The organism is Microcoleus sp. B3-D2 (genome assembly GCF_036705345.1).
GTDB lineage: Bacteria > Cyanobacteriota > Cyanobacteriia > Cyanobacteriales > Microcoleaceae > Microcoleus.
In genome coordinates this window covers 64,217-83,375 of the sequence record NZ_JAUBUG010000022.1, presented here as the reverse complement: position 1 = coordinate 83,375, position 19,159 = coordinate 64,217, and the positions used below count along the sequence as shown (strand labels likewise).

The window sequence follows — 19,159 nt, the reverse complement described above, 5'->3', positions numbered from 1 at the left end:
GGATGGGAGCAAGCTCAACCTTTTTGTACATGAGCTCAGGTGGTGATGCACGGGTTTTGACCTATTTTACCTGTTTATCTTGCACTTTATTCTCGCTCGCGCGCTCGAAACCTTTCGCGACGCAATATGCACTCGATTATTCAGCAAGCCCTATGTAGAGAGAGACATAGTGTTCAGAATACCTCAAAATGGCGATCGCATTCATCCGGCTGTAGCTAGTCTGTTGTGGAGTCTCTTGGCGGTAATCGTGGTTTCTGGATTGGTGGGCTGGATTAATGGTGCGTGGAAAATCAATAAGTACAGATGGTTTCGGCGTAAGCCTGAACCTCCGAGATTGCCCCATTCCCAAAGTCCACCAGTTAATGATATGTTACAGGAATCGGTCGAAGTGCGATCGCCCACTGAACAAGAATAAAACTCAACCATTACCGTTAATAATATTTTACAGGAAGCGGAAGAGAGACTCGGCGGTTGAAACCGCGTCTATACAAACGATGTCCGCCGGACGCCCACTAAGAGATAAGAGAGAATTTAGAAGTGTTGAAATCCTCGATCGAGCTTTAATATAGCATCAGGGTAAATGCCGCTGCTATCAGTCAACCAGATATCGGTGCTATCCGTAGCGATTCCCACAATCGCAGCACCATTACCGATTTGTTCTACCAATAACTGAGCATTCGCGATCGGCAAAAACAGCACTAACTCGAAGTCTTCTCCGCCGTATAATGCCCAATCTAAAGCTTTTTCGGTTGATACGATTTCGCTGAAAATATTGGGAATTGGTATTTTTGTGCGATCGACTTTTGCGCCAACACCGCTAGCCCGACAAATTTGAATAATCGCATCAGCTAAACCGTCGCTGCTGTCCATTCCTGCGATTGCAATTGAGGATTGAACCCCCCCCGGCCCCCCCTTGCTAAGGGGGGGAGAATTGACCCCCCCCGGCCCCCCCTTGCTAAGGGGGGGAGAATTGGACTCTTGCTTCCCCCCCTTGCTAAGGGGGGGACTGAGGGGGGGTTCCATCGCACTTGGAGAAGTGAAATCTTGCTTCCCCCCCTTACCAAGGGGGGGACTGAGGGGGGGCTCCATCGCGCCTTCGGAACCTAATATTTCCCAAACAACCGGCAAAACATCGAGTCTCGGTTTAGGGCGCTGGTGAGCGAGAATTAAAGAAGCCCGATCGACTTCTGTAAGATTTTGCCCGAATTCTGGATTTAACAGCAATTCTAATCCCGCGCGGGAGGCTCCGTGAACGCCGGTAGCCACAATCGCCCAATTCGATCGCGCATTTGATCGACTAATGGTACGATCGCACTCAACTTGTCCGAAAGCAGTAATCGCCACCGTCACCACGGGCGATCGCACAACATCGCCACCGACGATCGGCGTATCATATTCTTGCAAGCAAGCCGTCATCCCCCGATAAAACTCTTCAACCCACTCCACAGCCGTATCCGCCGCCACAGCGAGGGCTACAGTCACCGCCAGAGGCTTTGCTCCCATCGCCGCGAGATCCGACAAATTCGCTGCTGCGGCGCGCCATCCTGCGTAATAAGGCCCCGTAGTGCGATCGCTAAAATGCACTCCATCCACCAACATATCTGTAGTGATAGCGAGAGATTGGTTGGGAGTTGTAGCCATGACAGCGCAATCATCACCCACTATCTCTGCGGGGCAGAATTTTTGCAATATTCTTAAAAGGCCTTGTTCACCGATATCTTTAACTTTCATAATTGGGAATTAGTCGATCGCACTTTCTCAATTCACCATTCCTTACCCGAACTCGGGGGCAAGCGCAACCTAGGAAACCTATAAAAAGTATCTCCTTCATCATCTACCTCTAAAACCGCCGAAAAAATTTTAACTTGCCGAGTTAAATACTGCTGAGCCACTTCTGCCTCAACCCTAGCATTAGCCGCCAGTTGAATCAACGAAATTTGACTGTTTTGAGTTTCCAATAACTGATAAAAAGCCTCATCCAACCGCTGTTTTTGCTTGCTTTCATTCACATTTTTCACAATCAACAAGCCTGCGAATCCGCCCAAACCCATTACCAATAAAAATTGTAAAATAGCCATATTCTCGATTTAATTCCTAATTTCAATAACGAAACTATAAAAATTATCTCTTCTTCCAGCCCGCTGAGGCGGGATGTATCTGTGCAGAAGCGATTTCAATCTCCTTCACCATCCAGAAACGATTTTAATCGCAGTCACTATTGATTTTTTCAGCCCGCACAGGCGGGCTTTGTTTGTGTAAAAGCGATTTCAATCGCCGTCACTTTTGACAAGCAGCGATTTCAATCGCCGTCATTAATTAAACTTGAGGTCGCACCAAATTTTCGATTCCTTTAACTACCTTAGCAGATACAATCTTGTCTCCCTGCTTCAGTTGCTCCAAAACTTCTTTTCCTTCAATCATGTAACCAAAAACAGCATATCGCCCGTCCAACAAATTCAGACCGGCGGGCGTGAGTTCAGGCTCAAACAAGAAAAAGAAAAACTGAGAAGAAGCGCTATCAGGGTCAGTTTCTGTACGGGCCATGGCCACAGTACCGAAAGCAGAAAAAGGCAAAACAGGTTCGTCGCGATAACGCCCCGCATCTTCTAGAGTAATCCCGTAAATAGGTTCTTTTTCGTCCCTGACGAGCACTTCTAGCGGCACATTCCGGTATTTGCCAGTAGCTGGGTCAATAAAACCCTCTTCCTTGCCTTCGGGGTCTCCGGTTTGCAAAACGTAGGATTCTTCGGATCGAATAAACGGCAAACCGTCATAAAAACCTCGATCGACCAAATCCACAAAATTACCAGCCGTAACCGGGGCGCTGTAGCCGTCAACCACAACAGTAATTTCCCCTTTTTCAGTTTGTACAGCCACAGTAGCGCGCCCTTTCAGTTGAGGCAGATTAGCATACTTGGCCGGCACTTCAAATGGAAACTTTGTCACCATCAACTCTTCGATTTCGCCTACCGAACCGAGGATTGTGGCTTTCAAGTCAATCACTTTTTCCTTGTCTTTAGCCTCAACAGCCTTTTCCAGTTGAGCAATTCCGTTCTTGACTGCTGCAACTAGAGTTTCAGCTTCCGGCTTTTTGGTGTCGGGAATACTCTCTAAAAGGTCAGATTCCCGAAGGTTGAGAATCCTGGAAGCCTTGCTGACATCACTGCTAATCGGCCCCCAACGTTTAGACCGTATGTGGTTGCCAATGTCTTCGAGACTGATTTGCAACTCTCGCACAGTCTGATTGTCAATAGGTAAAGCGAAGCGCAGCAGCGCCCGGCCGTCCGTAATCGCATTCCCTGCAGGCATACTGCTGCTGGGCCGTTTGGCATGGGAGACTGCACTGAAACTCAGGGAGAGAGTGAACAGCAAGAGCGCTAAAGCGACGGTTTTGACCCAGCGCTTGCACGTATCGATCGAGAAATTAGGCCAATGCAACATAACTTTAACTTTTATTGCCTCTATTATCTTCCCACAGCGCTGCCCGCCCTCTAAGCTGCTACCCATCTAAAGTGTCTGTTCCTTCGGCCCGGGAGGTAGTTACCCACTAACAACAGCCCCTTGCCCCCTGCCATTAACATTTCCGTACAGCACTTGCTCCCTTTGAACGGTAAAATAAAATGCCAATTGCTTTTTGATGCCGTCAGCTAGACTGCGGCTTTAACCTGACTGTAGTTCCCCCGTGCCCGCAAGGCGACGGGATTGCCCGCAAAAATTTATATGATCTCCAGTAACGACTTTCGACCAGGTGTTTCAATTGAATGGAATAACGGCGTGTGGCGGGTTATCGAATTCCTCCACGTCAAGCCAGGAAAAGGCTCGGCTTTCGTGCGGACAAAATTAAAAAACGTCCAAACCGGAAACGTAGTAGAACAAACCTTCCGGGCGGGCGAGACAATGCCTCAAGCCAACCTGGAAAAGAGCGTGATGCAACATACCTATAAAGAGGGCGACGAGCTCGTCTTTATGGATATGGAAACTTACGAGGAAAGTCGGCTCAGTGCTAAGCAAATAGGCGATCGTGTCAAGTACCTCACTGAAGGTATGGAAGTCAGCATCCTGCGCTGGAACGACCAAATCATGGAAGTGGAACTGCCCAACTCTGTTGTCTTGGAAGTGATACAAACCGATCCCGGAGTCAAAGGAGATACTGCCACTGGTGGCAGCAAACCCGCCATCCTCTCCACTGGCGCTCAGATTATGGTGCCTCTGTTTATTTCTATTGGAGAACGGATTCGGATTGATACTCGTGAAGACAAGTACCTCGGCCGAGAGTAGAAACGAGGGAGGAAAAGGGAGTTTTTAGTTTTTAGTTTTGAGTTATGAGTTAAAGAAGTCCAAATTCAATACTCATCGCTCACAGCTTAAAAACTCTCCCTTTTGCCTCCAAAGTCGTTGATGCTCCTAGCTTCGCCTGATTCTGAATTTTCAATTTTCAATTTTCAATTTTCAATTCTCAATTACCCTTGAATCTGCTGTGCAACTAGACTTAAACCAGCTTTGTGACCTGCTAACTGTATTAGACAAAACTGGCATTTCGGAACTGACCTTAAAAAGTGGGGATATTGAACTGACAGTACGCAAAGGCATTCTGGCAAGTTCAGCAGGCACCTCTGCTGCGCTCCCTGCTGCCGTGGCGACTGTCGCTCCGAGCGCGTTGGCCGCTGTTGCTAGCCCCACATTAGCGTCACCTGCTGCTGTTGACCAAAATTTAGCAGCGGATCTGGCTGCCCCTGTACCCGTCGCCCCTGTCGCCGTACCTGCTGCCGTACCTGCTTCTGTCGATACGAAATGGGTGCCAATTATCTCGCCGATGGTAGGAACCTTTTATCGCGCTGCTGCTCCTGACGAGCCGCCTTTTGTCAATGTGGGCGATCGCATCAAGGTCAATCAGACAGTCTGTATTATCGAAGCGATGAAACTGATGAACGAGATCGATGCGGATGAAGTCTCCGGTCAAGTGATGGAAATTTTAGTTCAAAATGGCGAACCTGTCGAATACGGTCAAGTGTTGATGCGAATTAATCCGGATTGAAGGATTACTTTATTGTTATGGACAGAATAAATGCTAATATTTCCCGATCACTTCTCTCCGGTGAGTTTGATGAAGTCATCCCAGCCTGTCCCGCAAGAGGTTGTGCAACAAGTTGCTGAGTATTTCAGCATTTTGAGCGAACCCATGCGTTTACGAATTTTGAACTTGCTTCGCGACGGCGAAAAATGCGTGCAAGAATTGGTGGAAGCTACTCAAACGAGTCAAGCCAATGTTTCTAAGCACCTAAAACTCATGCTCCAAGCTGGTATCCTCACTCGCCGGAGTGAAGGAACTTCAGCTTATTATAAGGTGCAGGACGAGTTAATTTTTGAGCTGTGTAATATGGTGTGCGATCGGCTTGCCAGCAGGATCGAACAGCAAGCCCTACACTTTCGGGCATTTAGCCTAACTACGAAGCACTGAAAATTAGTTGCCAGTTCTCAGTCCTCAGTCATGAGTCATCAGTTATCAATTCCTACGATCGGCCTTCAGACCGATGACTAATGGCTTGTAACTAATGACTCATAATTACTAAAGGGGAAAATTTTTGTCAAAACTTTGGCGGGTACTCGGCTGAGCCACCTCCAAACCTTCGCCGCCTAAAAGTTCTAAAGGCTTCCCTTCCACCGAAATCCAAACCTTGGTATTCGGTTTTAAACTCGTAGCGGTATAGATAACTTGCCCTAACCGGCCAGTCATCGAATTGCTCCCTCCCCCCGAAGTAAATTCGGCTGACAAATCGACATAAACTCCGTCATTCTTAACACTTAAACCCCTGAGTTTTGTCCCCTTAGGAATTTCGCTAGAAACAGTTCCATCCTTCGGCCCGGCCAACAAACTGTTAAAAGCAGCTTGTAAAGCTGCATCAGGCTGGTCAGCTTGTTTGACAGCTACTTTCGTAGGAACTCCCTCAAATTTACCGCTGGCATCTTTAACCCAGTAGACTTGCACTGTCTGGACATCCGTCTGCGGCAAAGGCTTTGGCTGCGCCGACTTTGGGACTAGAGCCTGCGGCGTCTGAGCTTGAGGTGTCTGAACCTGCGGCGTCTGAACCTGTGGCGTCTGAACCTGTGGCACTTGTACAGGATTTGGAGGGGGTACGGGGATAACTACAGCAGGAGATTCCGCAGGGCTTGGGGACAGCGGCGGAGCGGTAGTTTGAGCAGAAGACTGCGTACCTGCGGGGGTTGGCGAACGGTTCGCGGTCCACCAGGCAATGCCCCCTCCCGCCAGTAAAGCCAACCCGCAAACACCGGCAATGACGGCTGTGGAGACGCGGCGTACTTCTTGTCCATCTTTCATAATACAAATTCTCCTTACAGATAGAGCGCTTGGGACGGTGAGGAGCGACTCCCGATCAGCTACATTTGTCTATGGTTAGATTCTGGAATTGACACAATTGCATTGCTCCTAGCGAACACTTTATAGCAAGCCCAACATATCCTGAATCCGACTATTGGAATCCTAGACCATCATATAAGATTTCGCCCGTGGAGTATGTCACAGTATCTCGATCGGCCTAGTGGCTATGTTCTATAGTAATCATAAAAAATTAAAGAATAAAGGAAGAAAAAACAAGTAAAAAGGAAGAAGGAAAGCCACGAATGGATGTAAGGGAGGTAAGGGGGTAACGGATTTAAGGGATTTAAGGGATAGAAGCAGGTCTCTAAAAAAAAAATTCCCCAAACAAAAAGCGCCCCTATTTCTAGGAGCGCTTTTTATCAATCAAAAGCTAAAACTTAGCCGTTGATAGAAGGAGCAACCAAAGCTACGGGAGTGGTTTCACCTGCAGCCAAGTCGAGAGGGAAGTTGTGAGCATTGCGCTCGTGCATTACTTCCATACCCAAGTTAGCGCGGTTGATGACATCAGCCCAAGTGTTGATAACGCGACCTTGTGAGTCGATAATCGATTGGTTGAAGTTGAAACCGTTCAAGTTGAAAGCCATCGTGGAGATACCCAAAGCGGTAAACCAGATGCCGACAACTGGCCATGCACCTAACAAGAAGTGCAAAGAACGGCTGTTGTTGAATGAAGCGTATTGGAAAATCAAACGACCGAAGTAGCCGTGGGCTGCAACGATGTTGTAGGTTTCTTCTTCTTGACCGAATTTGTAACCGTAGTTTTGCGATTCGGTTTCGGTTGTTTCACGAACCAAGGAAGAGGTAACTAAAGAACCGTGCATGGCGGAGAACAAGCTACCACCGAAGACACCAGCAACTCCCAACATGTGGAACGGGTGCATCAGGATGTTGTGCTCGGCTTGGAACACGATCATGAAGTTAAATGTACCGGAGATACCCAAGGGCATACCGTCAGAGAACGAACCTTGTCCAATTGGGTAGATCAAGAATACTGCGGTTGCTGCTGCAACTGGTGCAGAGTAAGCGACGCAGATCCAAGGACGCATACCTAAGCGGTAGGACAATTCCCATTCACGACCCATGTAGCAAAATACACCGATCAGGAAGTGGAAAATTACCAATTGGTAAGGGCCGCCGTTGTACAACCACTCATCGAGGGAAGCTGCTTCCCAGATTGGGTAGAAGTGTAAGCCAATTGCGTTTGAAGAAGGAACAACAGCACCTGTGATGATGTTGTTACCGTACATCAAGGAACCTGCTACTGGTTCACGGATGCCGTCGATGTCCACTGGAGGGGCAGCGATGAAGGCGATGATGTAGCAGATGGTGGCGCTCAGGAGGGTAGGAATCATCAAGACGCCGAACCAACCTACATAAATGCGGTTGTCTGTGCTTGTTACCCACTCACAAAAGCGTTCCCAGACATTGGCGCTTTCGCGCTGCTGTAAGGTTGTTGTCATTTGTTTATGATTGCTTTATTTGGTTTTCAATGTTCGTGACGGCTTTATGTTCCGCCATGTAAATAAACATAAAGCTTTTATTTCAGTTTGTAAAGGCCTTCTAAGCACAGTTTTTCTTATAGGTGTCATAAATTATGCTGGTTAAAAGCCATAAGACTTGCTGTATAAGGAGTTTAAAAGCAGAATGCGGAATTTGTGGACGATCGCCCACAAATGAAGAATACTCATAATCTACCTGGGCAACGAGATTCCGGGCTTGCGTCAGTGTTAAGATAGATGAAGGGTTGCGATCGCCAACCGCAAAACTCGCACTGCACAGATATATGTTGTTGCGTAAGTCCGATCGATAAAAGTCCCAAGGAATGTCCCGCACCGTCACCTACAGCCCTGCTTATACTCTGGTTCCCACTTACGAGTGTTTTAACCGCTGCACCTATTGCAATTTTCGGGCAGAACCGCTGCAAAGTCCTTGGCTGACACTCGCAGAAGCCGAAAAACAGCTTTTGCTGCTGCAAACTCAAGGTGTAATTGAAATTCTCATCCTCAGCGGCGAGGTACATCCTCACAGTCAACGGCGAAAAGCTTGGTTGCAGCGGATTTGTGATTTGTGCGAACTGGCACTTGCTCTGGGGTTTTTGCCGCATACTAATGTGGGGCCGCTCAGCTTTGAGGAGATGGCACAGTTAAAAAAGGTAAATGTATCGATGGGGCTGATGCTAGAAGAGCTTGCGCCACATTTGTTACAAACTGTTCACCGACACGCACCGAGTAAAGTGCCGGCGCTGCGGCTGCAACAGTTAGAATGGGCTGGGGAATTGAAGATTCCGTTCACAACTGGTTTGCTGCTGGGAATTGGGGAAAGTCAGGCCGATTGGATTGAGACGCTGGAGGCGATCGCCCGGATTCATTCGCGTTACAATCACATTCAAGAAGTTATCCTCCAGCCACACAGTCCGGGAAACCAGCAAAGTTGGGACGGTGAAGTTTTTGATGCTACAAAAATGCCCGAAGTAATTGCGAGCGCCCGCAGCATTTTACCATCTGAAATCAGGCTGCAAATTCCCCCAAATTTAGTTGCACAGCCAGACATATTGCTGGCTTGTTTAGAAGCAGGTGCTAGAGATTTAGGAGGAATTGGGCCGCGGGATGAAGTTAATCCCGATTATCCTCACCTGCAACACCAAACTTTAACAGAAATTTTAGCAGCATCGGGATGGCAACTCGTAAAGCGTTTGCCTGTTTATCCTCAGTACGATAAGTGGCTGCCGCAGACATTGCAAACTGCTGTCAAACAATGGAGAGTCAATCGATTTTAGATTTTAGATTTTAGATTTTAGATTGAAGAATTGAGCCTACTGATAAATCCGGGGGCTTGTGACCAAATTGCTTGATATTCAGTCATTAATTATGGGTAATTGATAATTGGTAGCAACCTTCTTTAAATTGCTGCTATAGAGATTTTAAATCAAAGAACCGCCACCATCAATCCAGACTTCAGTACCTGTGATAAAGCTGGACGCATCGGATACCAGAAATAAAACTAATTGGGCGATTTCTTCGCTAGAACCGGGGGTATTATCCGTCAAAGGAATCAGGTCTTGAAGGGAATCAGGCTCGAGTGGAATGTCATCAAGATGGCGCTTAACCGTGCTTCCCTCAATGCCAGTCTCCACCGCGCCCGGACATATAACATTGACTCTGATGTGGCTGGGAGCAAGTTCTAGCGCCAGCATTTTCGCTAAAGCTACTTGGGCCGCTTTGCTGGAAGCGTAAGCTGTGGCGCCAACTTTCTTGAAACTTCTGGTGCCATTAATCGACGATGTAATGACGATGGAACCTCCTTGTTTTTTCAGATAAGGAACAGCATACTTAACAGTCAAAAATGTTCCTCTGAGGTTGGTATTAATTGTCTTGTCCCACTCTTCAGGTTCTATCTCTTCTATCGGCGACCATACACCGTTAATACCCGCATTTGCCAACACAATATCAATTCTTTGATATTCATCAAAAATGGTTTGAAATGCCTGTTGCATTTGCATATAATCGGCCACATCTGCTGCAATAGCTAGCCCGCAGCCTCCTTCATCCACCAACTGGCGGACGGTTTCTTGGCCGGTTTCTAAAGTGCGATTGATAACAGCAACTTTTGCGCCTTCCTTAGCCATTAAAATTGCTGCTGCACGACCAATTCCCGACCCTCCGCCAGTAATAACGGCAACTTTTTGTGAAAGTTTCATAATTATTTTTTATGTAAAATCACATTATAATACACGATCGCACATTCTAAAAATAGGACTAAAGAGAGAGCTTTAGTCCTAACTATAGATAGATTTTAGTTATCAAAAATATGAAAGCAAAAAGTCAAAACATATCTTGCTTTTTACTTTTTGCTGTTAACACAGTTTTTACGGCTGCGGAACCCAGACAGAGACTGAACCGGCGTTACACCTAAAATCAGCCCAACCATCCTCATTCGTGGTGATGGGTTCTTGGATGTGTTCGGTGATGTCAATATAAGTTCGATTCGGCTGTCCGACTTCCATAAACTTAGTGCCATCGCCTCCGTTACTGAGTACCACAGCCATGCCGCCTGGATGTTCTTCATTTCCCAGTCGCGTCCAGCCAATAGTGTTGGGGTGGTCGAAATAATCGTACTGATTGCCGTAGGAATAAGTTTGGCGCGCTAACAAGAATTTATCTACCATAAACTGATGTTGGTCTAACCAAATCTCGTATTCATTGCCATCATTTGCTTTATCCTTATAGTTAGCGCCGTAATAATCCGGGTAAAAAATGCACGGATATCCTTCGCGCCGCAGCAGAATTAAAGCGTAGGCAAGGGGTTTAAACCAAGGCTCGACAACTGATTCTAGGGATTGTAAGGGTTGGGAATCATGGTTGTCAACCAAGGTAACGGCGAGGGCTGGTTGCTGTTGGACGAGGGTGTTATCAAAAATTGTTCGCAAATCGTAGCTATTACCGGCTTTGCTAGCAGCGTGGAAGTTGTAGTGGAGGGGCGCGTCAAATAAGGAGACTTTACCCTCCGTTGCTTCGATGAAGTAGTGCAAAGCTTCCACTTCGTAAGACCAATATTCGCCGACGGCAAATAGGTCGCGTTGGGCATAGTGGCGGACGTGTTCCAACCATTCTTGGAAAAATTTTGCTTTAACGTGTTTGACGGCATCGAAGCGAAAGCCGTCAACGTTTGTTGTATCGACATACCACTCACCCCAGTATTTTAATTCGCCGGTGACTTCTGGGTTGTCCATATCTAAATCGCAACCCATGAGGTAGTCAAAATTACCTTTTTCTAAGTCTACTCCTTGATCGAATTCTTTGCCTTTTAGCAGGTAAACGGCATGGGTTTCTGTGTTGTAAATGTTGTAATCAATGGCGTCAAAATGCCACCAATGCCACTCCATGCTGGAATATTTTTTGTCGCGGCCGGGGAAGGTAAAATGCGTCCAAGCTTTGATTTTTTGATATTCGCCTACTGGGGCATTGCGGTCTTCGGGATGGAAGGGTGTAGCTTCGACTTCTTCTTCTGCATCGGCACCTAATTTGTGGTTGAAGACAACATCGGCATAAATCCGAATTCCTGCATCTTGTGCAGCTTTAATCGCGCGCAAATACTCATCTTTTGTCCCGTATTTCGTGCGTACCGACCCTTTTTGGTCGAATTCGCCTAAATCGAATAAGTCGTAGACGCTGTAACCTACCTCCTCAGCGCCGTCTGTTCCTTTATACGCGGGTGGCAACCAAAGGGATGTAATGCCTATTTTGGCTAAATCTTTTGCAGATTCGGCTAGCTGATTCCACAGGTTCCCGTCAGCGGGATTGTACCAGTGGAAATACTGCATCATCACGCCATTTAGTTCAGACATAAATTTAGTTTTTCCTGTTTTGTAATGTTGCTAGATATATTTTTGTTGGTTGCCGAGCCCTCTAGCTATGCCTGCAATCTGTGATCTATAAATATCATAATAGATGGGGCTGCTCAAAACAATCTATCTGTTGATGTATTGACAACAGAAAGTGAATTTGATAATAATTATTTTAGGCAGACACAAAAAATTAATTTGGTCGCGATGGTGCGATAACTCGCTCAATTTTTGTGCTCCAAGTACCGTCGATCGCCAATTCCAGCAATCTAAATCCCGGCGGGATTTCGTCAAGGATAATCGGATGGCTTTTCGGTAAAAGTTGGATGCAGGTGCTGGGTGTCCCCAAGTAGGTAACTGAGCCCCGCTGTTGGTGGAATTCTTGGTGAATGTGGCCGCAGAGGACTATTTTGATTTGAGGGTATCGATCGACAATTGCGAAAAATTCATCGGCATTGTGCAGCATCATTCCATCCATGATTTCACAGTCTATCGGCAAAGGATGATGGTGCAACGCAATGATAACAGGTCGATCGCCAGTTTGTTGCAGTTGAGAGTCGAGCCAATGCAAGCTTTCTGGGGAAAGCCGCCCGCCGTCGCATCCCGCTTCCACACTCGAAAGTAATAGAAATTGCCAGTTTCCTAGCATCCATGATTTTTCAGGGGAAAGAGGCGACTGATTTAAGATTTCTGCCATGACTGGGATGTTGTCGTGGTTCCCAGGTATCCAGTAGGCGGGTATTCCGAGGGTGGCGATGAGGGATACGAGGCGCTGGTAGGATTCGGGTGTTTCGTCTTGCGACAAGTCGCCTGTGAGTAGGAGTAAGTCGGGCGGCGGCTGTATCTGTTGCAAGCGATCGAGAACTGCTTGGAGGGTGCGGGTTGTTGAGAGGCCTTTCCATTCTCGATCGATCTCTGCAAACAAGTGAGTGTCGGTGATTTGGGCGACGAGTAAGGGAGAAACTGGTGTCATGGCTGGTGTTGCGGGCGATCGATGTAGTTCTAGAATAGCCTCGGATGGGTTTTGGGGATATGGGAAAAAAGGGCGATTCCCTACGGGATAGTTTCGCTGCACGAAATTTTTGACAAATATGTTGAAATAATCGAGATTTGGTGTACTATAAGAAAACGTCAAATTTCCGACGTGACGGCGGCATAGCCAAGTGGTAAGGCAGAGGTCTGCAAAACCTCCACCCCCAGTTCAAATCTGGGTGCCGCCTTTTTTAATTTCTAAATTAATAAACTGTTTGTCAGTGATGACAGAGTTTTGTCCCTGCTGTCAGCGGGGTATTTTTGTGCGATCGCAACAATCTCTTTCGCCAGTTATCTGCCAAAATATTGACCTAACTCGGATTCTCCGAATAGATTGAAAGCAAATACTCTGTGGGCATTTTGACGTTCATGGGATGAGGAGTGTTTTAGTGGCCGTTCTCGGTTAAGAATTTTGTAATTCTCGCTGAGTAGCTGGCGGATGCTACGCTAGGTAAGAACTTTGTGTGCGAGCATCGCATCTGCTACGGCTAAAGTTGCAGGTTTCTCCAAACCTAGACTAACAACAAAAATGTTAGCTTAACCCGGATATAAAGGTTTACGGGGACGGGAAAAGGATTTTTGATTCGAGGTAGGGCGGAGCCTTTATTAGTATCGGTCTGATTTAGCGGCGTTGGCGGTATACGATGAAATAACATGAACCAACCTAAGCAAGTAAGTAAAATTTTGATGCTAAACTAATAAGTTCAGAGTCTTGGCATAATCCTATGAAAGAATTAAGTTTTGGTGAACTTTGGGAAAAACTATCAAGCCATGACGAATCAGTTTTGATAGAAGCCAAACGCGCCTCTGACATTGGCAAAAGTATGATGGAAACCGTTTCAGCTTTTGCCAATGAACCGGGGCGTGGAGGTGGCTATCTAATACTCGGAGTAGAAAGATCGGATGATGAATCGGCTAATGAGTACCAAATAACCGGAGTTCCTGACCCCGACCAAAGTCAATCTAATTTTGCTAATCAATGCCGTGAGCTGTTTAATGTGGCAATTCGTCCTCAGATTGAGGTTATTAGTCACAATGGCAAGAATGTAATCTTAGCTTTCATTCCAGAAGCTCAACCCCATGAAAAGCCTGTTTATATAAAGAGCAAAGGGCTTCCCAAAGGTGCTTTTCGCCGCATAGGGCCAACAGACCAACATTGTACGGATGAGGATATTGCTCTTTTGTACCAGTTACGTCAGCACCGCACTTTCGATGAAACCCCTGTACCTGAGTCTAGTTTAGATGATTTTGACCCGCAGGCGATCGCAGAGTATAGACGTACCAGAAGTAATGTCAATCCCAGCGCCGCGGAACTCAATTACACTGAGTCTGATTTACTCTATTCTGTAGCCGCTACAACAAAGCATCAAGGACAACTTTGCGCGACAATTGGCGGACTTCTTTTATTTGGAAAGGCAACATCTTTACGGCGTTACTTCCCTATGAGCCGTATAGACTACATCATAGTAGAAGGACGTGAGTGGGTTCCCGATCCAAATAATCGTTATCAAACTGTTGAAATTATTGACCCGTTAATACTATCAATACCTAAGCTAATCAGCCTTGTGTTAAACGATATTCCCAAAGCATTTACACTGGGAGATAACAACATTTACCGCCAAGAAGTACCCTTGATTCCGCGAACAGTTATTAGGGAAGCGATAGTCAATTCTCTCATGCACCGTAATTATCGTACACGCCAACCTGTACAGGTAATTAGGTTTTCCAATCGCCTTGAAATTCGTAATCCAGGTTATTCCCTAAAGCCTTTCGAGAGTCTGGGCGAACCAGGTTCCATTACCCGCAACGAAAAAATAGCTGCTGTTTTGCATGACGTAGGTATTGCAGAGACAAAGGGTACAGGCATCCGCGTTATGATTGATGAAATGCACAGGGCAAATCTAACGATTCCTTTATTTGAATCAATTTCAGAGAAAGATAGTTTCACTGTTAAACTTTTAGTTCATCATCTGTTAAGCCCTGAAGATGTGGAATGGTTAGCACAATTTAAGGATTATAATCTTAATGATGATGAAGCAAGAGCGCTAATTATAGTTAGGGAAATTGGCGGAATAAGTAACTTTATATACCGCTCTATCAATTGCGTAGACACGCTAACAGCTAGCGGACGCTTAAGACATCTGCGGGATTCGGGCTTGCTGGAACAGAAGGGAAAAGGCTCCGCAACTTACTATACCCTCAGCCCAAATATTTTAGGGGAAGACTTACCTAGCGGACTAGCTGCACAAGATAGTCCTTATCTAGCGAGTAGCCCTGTAGATAACAGCTTATCTAGCGGGTTAGTGGCCCAAGACAACGCTAATCTAGCGGGTAGCCCTATAGATAAGGATTCTGAGCCAAATTACTTAGATCAGATGCCAGACAATTTGAGGAACGCTGTTAAGGGACTAGGAGAACGAGCCAAGGATCAGCAAAAAGTAGACTCCGTAATTCTGCTGCTTTGCCAATGGCGCGAGTTATCTTCTTCAGACCTTGCTGCTATTCTTGGCCGCAGTCAAGTTTACCTGCGAAGTAACTATCTCAACCGTCTGATCGGTACGGGTCAGCTTGAGTATGTTCGTCCTGAAAATCCTAGCGATCCGCATCAAGCGTACCGAACCAGTAAGAAATAGCAAATCTACATAATCATTCCCAAGTAGGAAGAAGGAGGCAAATATATACAAATAAAAGTTACTGGCTCGGCAATCCCACTTAAAAAATATGACAATTCAATTGCTAATCACTAATCGCCCCAAAACAATTAGTGATTAGCAATCTTACCCAAATTATCACATTTTGCTGATAATTCTTTGCAGGATTTCCACGCCTGATACCGCTTGCCAGCCAAACAGCCCTAACAGCACAACATTCAGAAAGATGTGGGCGTTTCTGGCCAAATCATTGCCTTTTTGCATCAAAGGAGTCAGCGAGGCTGCGATCGCAATTATTGCCATCATTCCCAACCCTGCTAGCAAGTGCGGGCCGACAAATAGCTTGCCGTTGTTGATGTAGGTGACGGCCATCCCGACGATCGCAACCGTAATCATCAAGGCTAACAGCAAAGAACCCATCTGGTGGTGCTTGACGTTGAATTTGCCCTTAATTAACTCTTTTTTGAGTTCGCCTTCCGCACTTCTGGTACGTCGGATTTGAATGCCGAGATACAAAGCATAAAATGAGATGGCCAGCAGTACCCACATTAAAATTGGGTGGATGAATTGGCTCCAAACTTTCACTGACTGAGGAATTTCGAGATTCATAGTGTTCTGAGGATTAGCAAACATACTTCATAAAACTTAGCATACCAGTCAGGCCGTCTCGTGCGACGGTAAAAATATACGGTATGAGAGACTATTATGCCTGCCACTAAACAAGACGCTGTATTGATTCAAGCCGCCAAGACTGGCAACATTATTCACGTCCAAGCTTTACTCGCTAAGAATGTTAACGCTAACGCCAAAGACTCTGAGGGGACGACGGCTTTGATGTTTGCTGCCCAAAAGGGCTATACAGAAATCGTGCGTACTCTACTAAACAATGACGCTAATGTCAACCAGGTGAGCAGGCGTTTTGGGCTAACGGCTTTGATGCTGGCGGCGGCTCACAAACAGGCTGACTCTGTGCGGCTGTTGCTGGCTGCAGGTGCTGATGTAAATGCTAAAAATGATGATGGAAGTACGGCTTTAATGGCGGCTTCTCTCAAGGGCGATATCAATGTTGTGCGGATGTTACTTGATGCTAATGCTGATGTAAATGTCCAAGATAAAGATGGAGATTCTGCTCTGAAAATAGCTGCTTTATCCGGTCATCTAGCTGTTGTAAAAGCTTTGGTGGATGCGGGTGCGGTTGCTGACAATTCTATGCTGTTTTTAGCTGTCCGTCAAGGAAGCGCTGAAATTGTGCGAATTTTGCTCAATTGTGGGGCGGATGCTAATGTTAAAAATCTAGAGAGCAAAACTGCTTTGATGCTGGCTGCGACGGCGGGAAATTTGGCTGTTGTCGAGGCGCTGTTGGCTGCTGGTGCTGATGTCGAAATTCCCGACAAAAACGGAGAAACTGCTTTAACTTTGGCTGCGGATGCCGGCAATACTGATGTAGTGCAAACTTTGCTTGGTGCGGGTGCTAATGCGAATGTGAAAAATGGAGATGGGGGCACGGCTTTGATGGCGGCTGCTGCTGGGGGAAATGCGGCGATCGCCCATATCTTACTCGATGCTGGCGCCGATATCAACGCTAAGGATAAAGATGATGAAACTGCTTTGAATTTTGCCGTGGTTGAAGGCTGCGAAGATGTCGTGGAATTGCTTTTAAACCGAGGTGCTAGTGTCGGTGCTAGAAATCGGTTGGGCGATACGCCTTTACTGGTGGCGGCTGTTCACGGCCATAGTGCGATCGTATCGGCTTTACTGCAAAAAGTAAACTCAAATCCGGCTGATTTTCTGAATGCTAAAAACTTTGGGGAGACGGCTTTGACGCTGGCTGCGTTTCACGGACATACCGAGACGGTAAAGGCTTTGCTTGACGGCGGTGCCGATCCCAATGTCCCGGCGGATTTGGGGAAAACGGCTTTAATGAAGGCGTGCGATCGGGGTCATATTGCGATCGTCCAATTATTAGTCGAAAAAGGTGCGGATGTCAACTTGCTGGATGATTCGGGCGCAACTGCTTTAATGTGGGCCGCACATCGGGGTTATGCTGAGGCAGTAACAATTTTAATTGATGCGGGTGCAGAACTAAACCACAAAAATCCTGGAAATTATACAGCTTTAATGCTGGCTGAGTATAAGGGTTATTCCAGTGTGGTGAAATTGCTCAAAAGTGCTGGATCACTGGAGTAAGAATTAAATAGTTTTGAGTAAGGTAATTCTGTCATTCTGAGGGTAGGCTTTGGGAAGTGAAGAAGCTCACATATCGGAACTTACGCACTGTAAGGCTGTGGCAATAATTGAGATTCTTCGCTTCACTCAGAATGGCAAAAGTAGGTGATTAGTGCGTCCAAGATGATGAATTATATCAATTCCGGCAGCGCCGGAATGATATCAAATCGGCGCTTCATCGTCGGGGGTAAAGTCGAATCAAGCTCGCAACAAATAATTCGCGCAATTTTCATTTTTTGGACTCACAGTCAACAGTCAACAGTCAACAGTCAACAGTCAACAGTCAACAAGCACGGACGGTGCAACCGGAATCGATATTAACCTCAGTTTGCTTTGCGTACCCAGCCGTTAATAGTAAAGCGGCTATCAGCAAAAGCTTTTGAGGGACAGCTAACTCGCAAAACTTCGTGCATATAGCGACTTAGAAAAAATACGATGCTGTTATTGCGAGGCTCAACGGTTCTGAATGTCTTGTCCGCCACATAAAAATTGTTCTCGATTTTGCTGTCATAAATCTGCAACTCGCCACCTGAAAAACCCTTGGGTTCTCGATAGAAATAGTAAACGTAAGTAAAAAATCGGCTGGCCGTATCTGGCGAGCCACTGTCGTTGTGAAGTTTATAAAAGTTGTTGTCATTGTGCATGGTTAGCTGAGCTTCTATCTCACCCAGGGGAAATGACGGAATATTTAAACTTTTCAGCACGTCGGGCAGAATTGCTTTGATGCGATTAACCATCAGTTCCGAAAATTCGGGGAACGAGTGGAGTACCATCGAACGGCGGTAATCTTCGGCATTAGTTGAGGTGCTGGTACTCACAAATTCTGATTCTTTTGCTAAGACATATTTGATGAGTTTATTCTTTTCTGCAGGTGTCAAAAAGTTGTCTATTTGGGCGTAGCGAGATATTAAATCGTCATTTACAGGCGCAGGGGCGGGAATTTCTGCGGCGGGAATTTCTACGGGAGTTGCAGGCTGCTGCGGTTGCAGTTCCTGCAAGTAAATTGGGGGTTCGGTGACTAATCCCACTAGGTTTTCGCCGGGAAAAGAAAGGGCGGAACGACCTCCGTCTATAGGGATTTGAAATAAGGTGGAAAAACCGGGTGTTGGTTGAGTGCGATCGACTAATGTTTTGATCAGGCTGTGCAATAATGGTGTATCAGATTTGAGCGTGACGGTGCATTGATGTCCGCCAGTGAGCAGGATTTTGACTTTTATGTCTTGGGGTTTAATTTGCGGTTGAGTGTAAGTCATAATTTTTGAAGGACGCAACTGGGAATTTGGTAGGACATAACAGTGTTGATTGGTGTAATAGCCTTCCAGATCCCCCCTAACCCCCCTTAAAAAAGGGGGGGACAAGAGTGTAAAAGTTCCCCTTGTTAAGGGGGAGACAAGAGTGTCAAAGTCTCCCGTCTTAAGACGGGACAGGATTCTTCTCAAAGTCCCCCTTCTTAAGGGGGATTTAGGGGGATCTAGACTCGGGGAGAAACGAGATTTATGAAAGCTTTTCAAC

Annotated in this window: 17 protein-coding genes and 1 tRNA gene; 8 read left to right on the top strand and 10 right to left on the bottom strand. The window is 46.4% G+C overall.

Going from position 1 to position 19,159, the window contains the following annotated elements; translation table 11 throughout:
* Positions 1-169 precede the first annotated feature (169 nt).
* Positions 170-415 carry a hypothetical protein gene (locus QUB14_RS11120; protein WP_333217059.1) on the top strand — a complete coding sequence of 82 codons (246 nt, stop codon included), beginning with the start codon at positions 170-172 and terminating at the stop codon, positions 413-415.
* A gap of 116 nt (positions 416-531) precedes the next feature.
* Here QUB14_RS11120 and thiL read toward each other — a convergent pair whose 3' ends face one another.
* The 3 genes from thiL to QUB14_RS11105 form a co-directional block, all read right to left on the bottom strand.
* Complete coding sequence (gene thiL / locus QUB14_RS11115) at positions 532-1,731, bottom strand: thiamine-phosphate kinase (protein ID WP_333297192.1); 1,200 nt, start codon at positions 1,729-1,731, stop codon at positions 532-534.
* Between the two features lie 32 nt (positions 1,732-1,763).
* Positions 1,764-2,078 carry a hypothetical protein gene (locus QUB14_RS11110; RefSeq protein WP_190739081.1) on the bottom strand — a complete coding sequence of 105 codons (315 nt, stop codon included), beginning with the start codon at positions 2,076-2,078 and terminating at the stop codon, positions 1,764-1,766.
* A gap of 238 nt (positions 2,079-2,316) precedes the next feature.
* Positions 2,317-3,441, bottom strand: a complete 1,125-nt coding sequence (locus QUB14_RS11105) for a peptidylprolyl isomerase (RefSeq protein ID WP_333217054.1) — start codon at positions 3,439-3,441, stop codon at positions 2,317-2,319.
* Positions 3,442-3,720: 279 nt separating this feature from the next.
* Between QUB14_RS11105 and efp the strand changes: the two genes are divergently transcribed.
* From efp to QUB14_RS11090, 3 genes are all read left to right on the top strand, one after another.
* Positions 3,721-4,278, top strand: a complete 558-nt coding sequence (efp, locus tag QUB14_RS11100) for an elongation factor P (protein ID WP_190659475.1) — start codon at positions 3,721-3,723, stop codon at positions 4,276-4,278.
* A gap of 199 nt (positions 4,279-4,477) precedes the next feature.
* Positions 4,478-5,035, top strand: coding sequence for an acetyl-CoA carboxylase biotin carboxyl carrier protein (gene accB, locus QUB14_RS11095; protein WP_333064832.1), 558 nt, complete (start codon positions 4,478-4,480; stop codon positions 5,033-5,035).
* Between the two features lie 30 nt (positions 5,036-5,065).
* A complete protein-coding gene (locus tag QUB14_RS11090; protein ID WP_006631662.1) occupies positions 5,066-5,458 on the top strand; it encodes an ArsR/SmtB family transcription factor in 393 nt (130 codons plus the stop codon).
* Between the two features lie 108 nt (positions 5,459-5,566).
* Here QUB14_RS11090 and QUB14_RS11085 read toward each other — a convergent pair whose 3' ends face one another.
* Both QUB14_RS11085 and psbA read right to left on the bottom strand, forming a co-directional pair.
* The gene (locus QUB14_RS11085) at positions 5,567-6,337 is read right to left on the bottom strand and encodes a GerMN domain-containing protein (RefSeq protein WP_333217052.1); all 771 of its coding nucleotides are present in this window, start codon (positions 6,335-6,337) and stop codon (positions 5,567-5,569) included.
* 437 nt (positions 6,338-6,774) lie between these two features.
* Positions 6,775-7,857: a photosystem II q(b) protein gene (gene psbA, locus QUB14_RS11080; protein ID WP_333060032.1), complete on the bottom strand. Its 1,083-nt coding sequence runs from the start codon at positions 7,855-7,857 to the stop codon at positions 6,775-6,777.
* Between the two features lie 362 nt (positions 7,858-8,219).
* Here psbA and cofG point away from each other — a divergent pair, with 362 nt between their 5' ends.
* Positions 8,220-9,173, top strand: a complete 954-nt coding sequence (gene cofG, locus QUB14_RS11075; protein WP_333217050.1) for a 7,8-didemethyl-8-hydroxy-5-deazariboflavin synthase subunit CofG — start codon at positions 8,220-8,222, stop codon at positions 9,171-9,173.
* Positions 9,174-9,317: 144 nt separating this feature from the next.
* On the opposite strand, the gene QUB14_RS11070 is transcribed toward cofG, so the two are convergent.
* From QUB14_RS11070 to cpdA, 3 genes are all read right to left on the bottom strand, one after another.
* A complete protein-coding gene (locus QUB14_RS11070) occupies positions 9,318-10,094 on the bottom strand; it encodes an SDR family NAD(P)-dependent oxidoreductase (RefSeq protein ID WP_333217048.1) in 777 nt (258 codons plus the stop codon).
* 168 nt (positions 10,095-10,262) lie between these two features.
* Positions 10,263-11,741: an alpha-amylase gene (locus QUB14_RS11065; RefSeq protein ID WP_333217046.1), complete on the bottom strand. Its 1,479-nt coding sequence runs from the start codon at positions 11,739-11,741 to the stop codon at positions 10,263-10,265.
* 190 nt (positions 11,742-11,931) lie between these two features.
* On the bottom strand, positions 11,932-12,873 hold the full coding sequence (cpdA, locus tag QUB14_RS11060) for a 3',5'-cyclic-AMP phosphodiesterase (protein ID WP_333217044.1): 942 nt from the start codon (positions 12,871-12,873) through the stop codon (positions 11,932-11,934).
* A gap of 14 nt (positions 12,874-12,887) precedes the next feature.
* Between cpdA and QUB14_RS11055 the strand changes: the two genes are divergently transcribed.
* Both QUB14_RS11055 and QUB14_RS11050 read left to right on the top strand, forming a co-directional pair.
* Positions 12,888-12,958, top strand: a tRNA-Cys gene (locus QUB14_RS11055).
* Between the two features lie 537 nt (positions 12,959-13,495).
* On the top strand, positions 13,496-15,403 hold the full coding sequence (locus QUB14_RS11050; RefSeq protein WP_333217042.1) for an ATP-binding protein: 1,908 nt from the start codon (positions 13,496-13,498) through the stop codon (positions 15,401-15,403).
* Between the two features lie 156 nt (positions 15,404-15,559).
* Here QUB14_RS11050 and QUB14_RS11045 read toward each other — a convergent pair whose 3' ends face one another.
* Positions 15,560-16,030 carry a DUF4079 domain-containing protein gene (locus QUB14_RS11045; protein ID WP_333217040.1) on the bottom strand — a complete coding sequence of 157 codons (471 nt, stop codon included), beginning with the start codon at positions 16,028-16,030 and terminating at the stop codon, positions 15,560-15,562.
* A gap of 96 nt (positions 16,031-16,126) precedes the next feature.
* On the opposite strand from QUB14_RS11045, the gene QUB14_RS11040 reads away from it, so the two are divergent.
* On the top strand, positions 16,127-17,608 hold the full coding sequence (locus QUB14_RS11040) for an ankyrin repeat domain-containing protein (protein WP_333217038.1): 1,482 nt from the start codon (positions 16,127-16,129) through the stop codon (positions 17,606-17,608).
* 362 nt (positions 17,609-17,970) lie between these two features.
* Here the strand turns inward: QUB14_RS11040 and QUB14_RS11035 are convergent, their stop codons facing one another.
* Positions 17,971-18,900, bottom strand: coding sequence for a 2OG-Fe(II) oxygenase (locus QUB14_RS11035; protein ID WP_333217036.1), 930 nt, complete (start codon positions 18,898-18,900; stop codon positions 17,971-17,973).
* Between the last annotated feature and the right edge of the window lie 259 nt (positions 18,901-19,159).